This window comes from Hymenobacter lapidarius (assembly GCF_001816145.1).
GTDB classification, from domain to species: Bacteria; Bacteroidota; Bacteroidia; order Cytophagales; family Hymenobacteraceae; genus Hymenobacter; species Hymenobacter lapidarius.
In genome coordinates, this window is record NZ_MDZB01000158.1 from 1 (window position 1) to 11,133 (window position 11,133).

Annotated in this window: 11 protein-coding genes; 2 read left to right on the plus strand and 9 right to left on the minus strand. The window is 54.7% G+C overall.

From position 1 onward, the window contains the following. Positions 1–100: 100 nt before the first annotated feature. From BEN47_RS18300 to BEN47_RS21600, 9 genes are all read right to left on the minus strand, one after another. A complete protein-coding gene (locus tag BEN47_RS18300) occupies positions 101–1,111 on the minus strand; it encodes a glycosyltransferase family 2 protein (RefSeq protein ID WP_070730527.1) in 1,011 nt (336 codons plus the stop codon). Between the two features lie 116 nt (positions 1,112–1,227). Next, complete coding sequence (gene gmd / locus BEN47_RS18305; RefSeq protein ID WP_070730529.1) at positions 1,228–2,340, minus strand: GDP-mannose 4,6-dehydratase; 1,113 nt, start codon at positions 2,338–2,340, stop codon at positions 1,228–1,230. 119 nt (positions 2,341–2,459) lie between these two features. Then, complete coding sequence (locus BEN47_RS21595) at positions 2,460–2,600, minus strand: hypothetical protein (protein ID WP_158011095.1); 141 nt, start codon at positions 2,598–2,600, stop codon at positions 2,460–2,462. A 50-nt stretch (positions 2,601–2,650) separates the two neighbouring features. Further along, positions 2,651–3,556, minus strand: coding sequence for a glycosyltransferase family 10 domain-containing protein (locus BEN47_RS18310; protein WP_070730530.1), 906 nt, complete (start codon positions 3,554–3,556; stop codon positions 2,651–2,653). A gap of 39 nt (positions 3,557–3,595) precedes the next feature. Continuing rightward, the gene (locus BEN47_RS18315) at positions 3,596–5,029 is read right to left on the minus strand and encodes a lipopolysaccharide biosynthesis protein (RefSeq protein ID WP_070730532.1); all 1,434 of its coding nucleotides are present in this window, start codon (positions 5,027–5,029) and stop codon (positions 3,596–3,598) included. Between the two features lie 143 nt (positions 5,030–5,172). Beyond that, the gene (locus BEN47_RS18320) at positions 5,173–6,117 is read right to left on the minus strand and encodes a GDP-L-fucose synthase family protein (protein ID WP_070730534.1); all 945 of its coding nucleotides are present in this window, start codon (positions 6,115–6,117) and stop codon (positions 5,173–5,175) included. Positions 6,118–6,310: 193 nt separating this feature from the next. Next, positions 6,311–7,285: a glycosyltransferase gene (locus BEN47_RS18325; protein WP_083322574.1), complete on the minus strand. Its 975-nt coding sequence runs from the start codon at positions 7,283–7,285 to the stop codon at positions 6,311–6,313. Positions 7,286–7,413: 128 nt separating this feature from the next. After that, entirely contained in the window at positions 7,414–8,232 is an 819-nt protein-coding gene (locus BEN47_RS18330; protein WP_070730538.1) for an STELLO glycosyltransferase family protein, read from the minus strand. Positions 8,233–8,258: 26 nt separating this feature from the next. Then, entirely contained in the window at positions 8,259–8,411 is a 153-nt protein-coding gene (locus BEN47_RS21600; RefSeq protein ID WP_158011097.1) for a hypothetical protein, read from the minus strand. Positions 8,412–8,610: 199 nt separating this feature from the next. On the opposite strand from BEN47_RS21600, the gene BEN47_RS20505 reads away from it, so the two are divergent. Then, positions 8,611–9,663, plus strand: a complete 1,053-nt coding sequence (locus BEN47_RS20505; protein WP_083322575.1) for a hypothetical protein — start codon at positions 8,611–8,613, stop codon at positions 9,661–9,663. A 223-nt stretch (positions 9,664–9,886) separates the two neighbouring features. Next, complete coding sequence (locus BEN47_RS20510) at positions 9,887–11,005, plus strand: acyltransferase family protein (protein WP_125921801.1); 1,119 nt, start codon at positions 9,887–9,889, stop codon at positions 11,003–11,005. The last annotated feature ends 128 nt before the right edge of the window (positions 11,006–11,133 follow it).

The window sequence follows — 11,133 nt, forward strand, 5'->3', positions numbered from 1 at the left end:
TTCATGCGGTCACGGCCCAGGGATTTGTCCTCAAAATCGCGCTGTTCATTTTCGTCCACGCCCTCGACCAAGTTGGACTATAATCCGCAACTTGGGTTATTTATTCTACTTGGCATCCAAACCCAATATACTGGGCTTTAAACCGTTCAATCCACTTTTCCCACTCGCCAACCGTCGTGCGCGGGTCACCGCTGGCCGTGAGGAATCTACCCAGGTAAGCGGGGCTGAAGTCCTTGGGGAAATTTTCCATTACGTTCACTTCCCCACGCAGCCAGGCATCGTTTAGGTGCTGGTTGAAAGCGAAAATATCCAGGTTTACACCTTTATAGATATTCGTGGTAGAAGTAATGAAGGAGGTCTTCGTCAGCTCCACCCGGCTCTTGGCGTAGCGCCCGCCCCGGTGCCGGTACCACTGTCCGGCTTTTTGCAGCTGCTGCACCTCATCTACGCGGCTCTGCTTTTCATCCCACAAGTACAGCCAGTAGGCGCGGCTGAAAAATGCCGAGGCCACGCCATAGAGCGTGTACACGGGCAACTGAAGCTGAAAGTCGCGGCGCACCAGCCGCATAAGGCCCAGACTTTTTAGCGTTGAGCGCACTCCGAACCGGTCCAGCACCAGCAGCTCAGAGGCCAGCGGGATGTGCGGAATAATTTCCTCTAAGTGCTCGCTCAAAGGCACTTTTTTTCCTGTGATAACTTGGTCATTGCCCAGCCAGCTTATCTTCACGAGGTCGAAGTGCTGGCTCGTCATCTGTTGTGCCACCTCATCAAGCGGCACTGGCCCAGTGAGCCAGATATCGTCTTCCAGGAGTAGAAACACCTCGGAACCGGCTGCCACATGCTCGTGCCAGAGGTCGGTGGGAATGGTGCGCTGGTCGAAAGGACGCTCGCCAGCTGTATGTGCCCGCAACGCCGCTACTTTGGCATCGTAGCGCAATGAGGTAAAAATGGTGGCTTCCGGAAACAACTCCCGAATACGGGTTAGATACTCGGGTGGCGTACCGTCGTCGAGTACCCGAATGCGAAACTCACCCTGTGCAAACTGATAGATACTGCGCAGGCACCGCTCCAAATAGTAGGGCCTGTTAAAGGATTTAATAATAATGTCCATGTAATGAGCAGCGCGGGGAATAGGGCGGCAAAAAGAAGGCGGAGCGTGTTGCGCTCCGCCTTCTTTTTGCCGTAGTAGCAGCCGGCCCCCGCGTTGGGGCACCGGGCGCGGTAGCGCTACTCGTGGTAGCTGTATACCTTGTGGCCGCCTTCGAGCAGATACGCATCGCGACGGAACAACTCCACATCGGCGTGCATCATGTCTTTTACCAGCGAGGCTAAGTCGTGCTTAGGCACCCAGCCTAACTTGGTCTTAGCCTTGGTGGGGTCGCCGATGAGCAGTTCCACCTCGGTGGGGCGGAAGTAGCGGGGGTCAATCTCCACCACCACATCGCCCACGGCTAGCTTACATTCAGGGTTGGTGACGCTCACCACGTGACCCTTCTCCTCTATACCTTCACCCGTAAAATCCAACACTATACCCACTTCTCCAAACGCCATTCTGATAAAGTCGCGCACGGTGGTCGTTACGCCGGTAGCAATGACGAAGTCTTCGGGCTCATCCTGTTGCAGAATGCGCCACATAGCTTCCACATAGTCCTGAGCATGGCCCCAGTCACGCTTAGCATCAATGTTGCCCAGGAAGATTTTGCCCTGCAGGCCCAGCGAGATGCGGGCCACGCCCCGGGTGATTTTGCGTGTCACGAAGGTTTCGCCGCGCAGTGGGCTCTCATGGTTGAACAGAATGCCGTTGCAGGCAAACATGCCGTAGGCTTCCCGGTAGTTCACCGTAATCCAATAGGCATACATCTTGGCCACGGCATAGGGCGAGCGTGGGTAGAAGGGAGTAGTCTCGCTCTGGGGCACCTGCTGCACCAAGCCATATAGCTCCGAAGTACTCGCTTGGTAGATGCGGGTTTTGTCTTTCAGGCCCAGAATGCGGATGGCTTCGAGCAGGCGTAGCGTGCCGATACCATCCGCGTTAGCTGTGTATTCCGGAGTATCAAACGACACTTTGACGTGCGACATGGCCCCGAGATTATAAATCTCATCGGGCTGAACTTCCTGGATGATGCGGATGATATTAGTCGAATCATTGAGGTCGCCGTAGTGCAGCTTGAAGCGCACGTTCTTCTCGTGCGGGTCTTGATATAGATGGTCTATCCGGTCTGTGTTAAACAGTGAGGAACGGCGCTTGAGGCCATGCACCACATAACCTTTTTCGAGCAGCAGCTCGGCCAGATACGCGCCATCCTGGCCCGTGATTCCCGTGATAAGGGCAACTTTCATATAAGGTAACTTAGGTAACAGGAGCCGTTGCGTCAGGCTGAACGGCAAATTTAATTTTCAGAACCCCAAAAGTACATCTAAAAAAGAAATAGTTGGTGCTTTCGTGGTCATTGATGCTTCTAGTGTGGTAGCTTTAGGTCAGTCAGCACCACGTTGGTAAGTATCTGCGCATTAGCTGCCGAACTAAATTTCGCTAACTCGGGGCTGCGCAAAAACTGCCCGCTGGCCGCCAGGTAGCGGGCGTAGTCGGCGTAGGACATCCGCTCTAAAAATGTCGCCAGCTCGGCTTCGCTGCCGAATGCAGCCCGGCTTATGTAGCAGCCGCGGGGATGAACCGGCTCAGGTCGGGCTCGCCCAGGTACACGGGTACGCAACTAGCAAACAAACAGTCGAAGACTTTTTCGGATACGTAGCCCGGCAGGCGGCTGTTTTCGTAGCACACCGCGAAGCGGTACTGCCCGATGGTGCGCAGCTTGGCGTCGGCCGGCACGGGGCCGCGGTTGAGGCTTTCCACGAAGCGACGACGGCGGCGGGCTACTGCATCGGCCACGCGGCTAGTCACGGCGGCGGGCAGCACTCGTTGCAACACGCCCAGCCCCCGAAAACTGCGGTAAATCTTATCCTCGATGCCGCGGCTGAAAAAGTCGAACCGGCCGGGCCAATGCCGCCCAAACCAAGCAAGGGTGAGATAGCGGGCATAGAGCAGTGATACAGAATCTGCCCGTGGCTTGTTCAACTCCAACATTCCAGCCATGAGTACTAACAGCTTGCGCCGGGCAAAGTCGTCCTCTGTCACGGGCACCGGTGCGGGATAGTCTGCCAAGTCGAGGGCGAAGTAATGATGAATGTAGTTTTCGCCGTCAGCCAGGGTGTAGTCATAAGTGAACACACGGTCAAATACGGCGTGGTTTTCGCGCTTCCACACCTCCGGGAAATACGTAGCGGGCTCGTTGATAATGAGGTAGAGCCGCTGACCGGGCCGCCGCTCGTAGGTCTGAAAAAACTGCACCTGGTCGATAGCAATTACCAGTTCCGAATCCGCCATCGGGTGCAGGTCCTGGGTGGCCAGGTCAATGCCCGCAGCGGCTAGCTGCCGGCGTAGGTCGGCAAACATGAACAGATAGTTCTTCAGTCCGTTGCTGAAATGTGTAGCCGTGAAAATGTGGTTGTTCAGATAGTCCGGCCCGTCGTCGGCTACGTAAAAAGTGGCCTTCATGGCGCAGGAATAAAAGCGAGGGAGTGGTAAAAGTGCGTTCTAAAACAATAAGCCCGCCACACGCGGCCGGAACAGCGGCCAGTAGGCTTCCAGACCGAACCGCAGGCTATACATTAATACTAGCGCCACTGCCGAGAGCACAACCACGCGCCCAATCACGGGTAGCACGGCTACTCGTAAGAGCCGCAGCAGGTACATATCGAACAAAAACATGACCACAGTGCCACCTACCGACATAAGCAAGATGCCCAGTCGGGCGCTGTCAAACACCAGTGTCCCTAAAGCAAGCCCCCCCACTTTCGCGGCTGAAGCAATTATCACAACTATCAAAAACATATTTTGACGACGACGAATAGCGAAAATCGGGGCCGTGGCGCTACTCGTGAGGCGAAACAAGTAGAGATATGCTATATAGCTGGCATAGATACCTGCCTCCTCCCAACGGCTGCTAAATACAACCCGAAACAGTACATCGCTAAATACAGTCAGAAAAGTAAACGGTAGTAGCCCTACGTAGAACAGCTTATAATACAAGTCAAGCACCATGCCCGGCACCCGTTCCGGATGCTCAAGGTCAGTTTCGCTGGCTTTTTGTAAAAATACCGGCCCGATAGCATTACCCATCAGCGTACTAGGAAGTTCTATAACACCCGCGCAGAAAGCTAGTAGCCCAGCCACACCGGCATCAAACTTGGTGGTGAGAATGAGGATGGGGGCCTGCGCGGCTATTATGCCGATGTAGGATGTGGGCAGCTGAAAAAAGGGATACTCCCGGTACTCATAAGCCAGGGCCTTGATGCGGGCCCAACTGAAGGTGCGCCACAACTCGCCCAACGAATTGTACATGCCCCCGCTCAACAGACCACCGAAATTGACCAGCTTGCCGAATATATCACCCATCAGCAGCCCCGTGGGGACACCACCTGTCAGCAGGCCATAGCCGATGGTGAGGCCTCGGCCAGCTAGGTTAGTGGCAATGTCTACCTTCACGCGTTTGCCAAACTCCTTGGTGCGCAGGTACCAGCTGGCCATAATGCCGTTGAGGCTGACCACGAAGCCCAGCAGCGGTACTAGGTAGAACCAACGGCCCAGCTTTTCGGCGTGCAGCCAGCCCATCAGCTCATCAGCCCAAATACCCACCCCCACGCTGCTGAGCACCAGCGTAACCGTCGCTAGCAACAGCGAGAGTTGCACCAAGGCCAAAAAATCCGGCCTCTCGCGGGGCAATACGAACGCCGCCGGATACACTAGCGTGGCCACCAGTGCAATATTGCTGATGGCAAAGCCAAAGAGGGCAAACAGTCCGTATGCCTCCGGCTGATAGATGCGCGTCATCACTGGCGTTAGCAGGAAGCCGATGACCGTTACCATTGCCGAGCCCGAGAAGGTTACCGCCAGGTTTCGGGTGAACGAGCCGGGCTGCCGCACGGCGTGCAGGTTTTGCTGCCAAAGCTGCTGAAGACGAGAAAACAAAGCGCTGGGCAATAGGGAATGATGAGCGCCGGAAGGCGGCGCATTGTACCACCAGCTTTCAGCTGGTGACGCTACACGATAATCGTGAAACGGTAGCCGGGCAACGTTGCCAACTGACAGTTGACAGTACAGCTACCCTACTGCTACCGAGCACCGTTTTTGGCGTCTCCCTGCCGGAAGGCTTCGTACACGGTGGCTACGCCCTCTTCCAGCCCAATGGAGGCCTGCCAGCCGTGCCCGGCCAGTTTGCTCACGTCCATGAGCTTGCGCGGAGTGCCGTCGGGGTAGTCGGGGTTGAAGCGAATGGCACCCTCGTAGCCCACCGTGCGCTGCACCAGCTCAGCCAGCTCCTTGATGCTCAGGTCTACCCCGGTGCCGATGTTCACCAGGCCGGGTTCGTTGTAGTTTTCCAGTAGCCACAGGCAGGCATCGGCCAAGTCATCGGCGTGCAGAAACTCGCGGCGTGGCGTGCCGCTGCCCCACACTTCTACTTCGGTCGCTCCACTGCCCTTGGCCTCGTGGAACTTACGTAGCAGGGCCGGCAGCACGTGTGAGTTTTTTAGGTCGTAGTTGTCGTGCGGGCCATACAGGTTGGTAGGCATGGCCGAGATGAAGTTGCAGCCATACTGTGCCCGGTAGGCATCGCAGAGCTTGATGCCTGCGATTTTAGCCACCGCGTAGGGCTCATTGGTATCTTCCAGCGGTCCGGTGAGTAGGGCATCTTCCTGCAAAGGCTGCGGGGCCAGCTTGGGGTAGATGCACGACGAGCCCAGAAACAGCAGCTTCTGTACGCCCTGCACGTAGCTTTGGTGAATGACGTTAGCCTCAATCATCAGATTCTCATACAGAAAATCGGCCCGATACGTGTTGTTTGCCACGATGCCGCCTACCTTGGCAGCGGCCAGCACCACGTAAGCCGGCTTTTCGGCGGCGAAAAACGCTGCCACCGCCGCTTGCTCGCGCAAGTCCAGTTCCTGCGAAGTACGGGTAAGTATATTTTGGTAGCCAGCGCGTTGCAGGCGGCGCATCATGGCTGAGCCCACCATGCCGCGGTGTCCGGCAACGTAGATTTTAGCGTTCTTTTCCATTAAGTTGGGTTGTGTCGACTTGAGGGTATCTCACCCCTAAGCCCTCTTCAAAAGAGAGGGCAGACTAGTTTCTAGTCTTAAAATCTTTTTTTTGCAAAAACCTACTTTTTTAAATCCTGACGACTAAAACTAGTCCTCGCTCTTTTGGAGAAGTCTTAGGGGTAAAATACACTAATCCGGTACCAAGAAGCCCTTACCCCTTCCACCAGTCCAAATCCGGCCGCTCCGCCTTCACGGGCGGTGACGTCGGCCGCAGTGCGCTCACCAAGCCCCTCGGCAGCACCTTACGGGCCACCTGATTCACGGTATTGCCAAGTATCATGCGGCGGGTACGGGTGCTGTAGCTCAGCAGGCTGGGCAGGTAGCGCATGGCGATGGCGCGGCCTGCGGCGGGGTCGCGCTTGCTGGTCCAGTTGATTTCCCAATACGGGTATAAGTTACGGCGCTCCTCGTCGCTCAAGCGAAATACGCTGCCGTAACGAGACTCTTCCTCAGTCAGTTCCACCATCTTCACTAGGTTAGGGTACCACTTATCACTTGTAGCGGTGCGCTGGTCGGGGTGTAACTGGTACACTGCCACCATCTCAGGGATATAGTGGCCGGGGGCAAGGTGTGCGATGCGGTACCACTGGTCAATGTCGGCGCACATATCCACGGCCAGGCGCATCCCGCCGGTTTCCTCAAAATAGCGACGCTTAACGAAGGTAGCATGCTGCGGCGGAATAGCTTGAAACAGAATGGTATGAGGCGTGATTTCGCCGCGTGGGCTACCGCTACTCACCACGTTGCCGGCCAAATCTATGGTGTGCTCGCCGCCCGAAATAAAGCTGGCCTCAGGATAATGTTCAAAGCCCGCCGCCATCGCCCGAAACGCACCCGGCAGATAGTAGTCGTCGGAGCTTTGCACGGCCAGAATAGTGCCCGTAGCCTTAGCCACACCTCTAGTTACGGCATCGACAAAGCCTTTGTCTTTGGCCGACCACCATGTAATCCGGTCACCGTAGCCCTCGAGCACCTCCACTGTCTCGTCCGTCGAGCCGCCATCGGACACAATAATTTCAATCGAACCGGGGTAGTCCTGCTTCAAAATGCTGTCGAGAGTCCGCCCAATAAAGCGTCCCTGGTTCCAAGACGGGATGACAACGGAAATAGAAGGAAATTGCTGCATTACAGTGAATTCAATTTTAACGGCGTAGAGGTACGTCTTGCTCCTGCCCGAATTAATGAACAGTGGCCGTCACAACGGTTCGGCGGCGGCACGGACAGGCACAAGCCCAGCTCTTTCTACTATGTCTCCTACTTCATCAGCCCGGTAATATCGGCCAGCCACAACTCAAGTAGCTCTGTTTCCTGCTCTGTTACGATGCTTTCCTGCTTCAACTCTGCGTAAGCGGCCCGCAGGTCTTCGGCCACGGTGTTGCCGGGCTTGAGGGCCCGCTGCACGGCGGTGATGACGCGGTTGGGATGCAGGTAGCAGGGGATTTCGCTCTCGAAGTCCTTCACGTAGTCGTGCGGATTGCGCACTTGCAGCACCGTAGCCTGCGTGAAGCCCAAGCGGTAGCCGTGCGCCCACATAATGGGCTGCGCCACCAGTCCGCGCAGAATGTCGGTGAAGCGGAACGTGACGTAGGCTGGCAGGTAAAGCAGTGCAAACAGCTCGCGCCGCACCAGCGTATTCTGCGAGTTGAAGGGGCAAAGCGTGCCTTTGGGCAGCACGATGGGGTCGCGCTTGTCGAAGAATATCTCCGTGTTATCTATCAGGCGGTAGATGGCGTCCACGTCCGGGTCGGAGTCGGCCAGGCCCTGCCAGATGCCGATTTTGGCCTCCTGCTGCGTCAGCTCGGCTTCCTTCAGGTTGTGGTCCTTATTCAGAATCAGGTCGAGCGGGTAGCCGCGGGGCCAGATGTGGTGGCTGGTGAAGTTCTTGTAGATGTTCACAAAGCCCTTGTCGGCCGGGGCGGTGGCGAAGCTGCCGCTCATCGCCGGAAACGCCCAGTCGTCGTAGGGAATATTATCGTCGTCGGTATCCACAATTACCTCGGCCCCCTCGCGGATGGCGTGCAGGTAGCCCATCATCTTGCGCCCGTAGTGGTTGAAGGGCAGCTTCTCGCTCATCCCGAAGCCCAGGGCTTCCTGCGCAGCTACGTCGAGGTAGGTGACGTTGGGCTCCTGCCAGTCGGCGGCGACTTCTTGTCGCCGGCTACTACTAACTGATAGTCGGGCAGGTTGGCAAACTTGGTAACGGCCTCAGTGGGCGCGAAAATGGACGTGATGACGATGCTGGTGTTAGGCATAGGGCGCGGACGGGCAAAAAGCTGACAAAACAAAGCCGTAGCGCGGATATGCGTACGGCCCGGCAAAGATACGCCCCAAGTTTTGGACCGCCGGGGAAAATTTCCGGGCTTGCCCTACGGCTCACCTAAGAGCAAATCCTCAGCGGACCCGTACTTTTGGCTTTTATTGGGCCCTCATGACCCGATTTTTTTCTAGTTTATGCGCGTTACGAATATCCTCTCCACCAGGGCCTATGAGCTGTCGCCGCCCTTCCACCTCATCTACGAATGGGAAGACGACCTGGCTGCCGCGCTGGGTGTGCCCGTGGCCGACGCCAAAATGCCCCTGCGAAAGGCCTTGATTAACCGCTACACCAAGCCCGTCTATAATAAGCTCAGCCGGGGCCTGCTCGACCAGCTCAACAACCGCCTGGAGCACGGCCGCCCCGCCGTACAGGCCGCCGACGCCTACAGCCTGGCCTATGAGCTTTACCCGGCGCGGGAGCCCAACTTCACCACCGCCGCCAAAACCATTCCGCTGCTCATCGACCTGTGGAAACCGGCCACACCAGCCGGAGCGCAGGACTTCGGCCGCACGTACCACCGCTGCCCACTGGTACTCATTTCCAGTCTGGAAGCGCTGCAATACATGCAGGAGCACAACTGTCCGCTCAATCTGGCCCATCTGGCCCTAAGCCTGTCCGACCGCTACCGGCTGTTACCCGAAACGCACTACGAGAAGAAGTACGACATCCTGCTGGCCGGCCGGCTCAACATCCGCACCAATCAGGTGCTGCGCGACTATCTGGACGAGTACGTGCGGCAGCACCCCACTACCGAGTACTTGTATCAGGAGGAGATTGACGGCGAGTATTACTATGCCTCTAACCAGACCGGGCTGGTGGGCAAGTTCCAGAGCCGTGAGGACTACATCGGGCTGCTGCGGGCCAGTAAAATATCGTTCTACAGTACGCCCGGCATTGACGGCGGCGAAATTCGCACCGGCGGCTTCAACCCCGTGACACCCCGCTACCTGGAGCTACTGGCGGCGCAGTGCCTGCTGCTAGGCAAGTACCCCGACAACGCCGAAACCCGCTACTACGAGCTGCCCAAAGTGTGCCCCAACGTCAGCTCCTACGAGGAGTTTGCCCGTACCCTCAGCGGCTACCTGCACGAGCCCGCCCCCTCCTTCGACACCCACCGCGCCATTCTTAACAAGCATTACACTTCGGTGCGGGCCAAAGAGCTGCTGGAGATTCTGGCGGCGCAGTAATTTTCAATTTCTCATTGTGTAAAACAATATCTATTTTTTTACACAATCACTATTACAAAATTGGGCGATGGTCCAAAGCCGGGTGATTTCAGTATTTCACTAAATTTATGACTCCTGAACTTCACCCCTCTAAGCCTTCCTGACGTGGCTTAAAGCAGAATTGATTAACACACATAAAGTCGAGCATCACCCGGCTTTGGACCACCACCCAAAATTGTTATACATGAACACAAATTTTTTGCCATTCATAGACCCAAAACGCAATTATGGTCTGGATATTTTACGCGCTGTAGCAATATTAACTGTCTTAATGCTCCATGCATCTCCCTTTATCCCCGAAATATTTAGGCCATTCTACCAATGGTTTTTGCTGGATGGGGTATCAATTTTCTTCGTACTCAGCGGTTTCTTAATCGGCGGTATTCTGTTAAGGACATTGGAAACAAAACCGGCTACTATGGTAGTACTTTGGCATTTTTGGCTAATGCGATGGTTCCGCACTGTCCCCCCCTATTTTTTCGCATTATTTATCCTTATAATACTTGTCAACCCGCAAAATTTACTGCACATGTTATGGGAATGGAAGCGAATGTTCTTATTTGTTCAGAATTTTGCATCACCGCCGCCACCTATCTATACTGAAGCTTGGTCCTTAAGTGTTGAGGAATGGTTTTACCTATTACTAGGTAGTATTGTCGTCGCAATAACTCGAATTTCAAAGAGGCCTAAAAGCGCTTTGTTGCTGACAGCCATAATATTTCTAGTAGGTAGTACTAGCTTACGTTTGAATCAATTCCTGCTTTTTCCACCCACTGATATAACTACTTGGGACGAAAACTATCGGAGTATTGTAGTAATGAGGTTAGACGGCTTAATGTATGGCGTGATTGGTGCTTATTGGATGAGGTACTCTTCTGCATCATGGCTCAGTTACAGCCGACAAAAAGCGGTAGTAGGCATTGCATTATTGTTTTTGTGTGTGATGCCTTATTCGTCCGCTTCATTTGGAATATTTCAAAGTGTCTTCTCCTTTTCGCTTACTGGGATTGGCACCCTCTTGTTATTGCCATTCACGACTCAGATAAAGTCAGGAAAAGGAATTGCATATAAATTTTTCACTTATACAAGTCTAATTTCTTACTCCATGTACCTTTTGAATGGCAGTATTATTATTAGCGGTATAATTTGGCCAATGCTTGCTTTTATTGGTCCCCTTCCTGGCTGGCTAAATTGTTTGGTTGGCTACTCAAGCTGCTTTGTGCTTACATATTTCTTTGGTTTGATGATGTATCAAACTATCGAATTAGGAGCGTTAAAACTACGCCGACGACTAGTTGAATAGCGCTTACAACGCTTCGACTGTATTAGCTTAGAGCCTGTTAAAATTTACGAATAAGGTGCCGAATACTGGACAAATACAAGGTAGCCTCGGCGCTGCTGGTTTCGCATTCGAAGTCGCGGCTCAGTCGT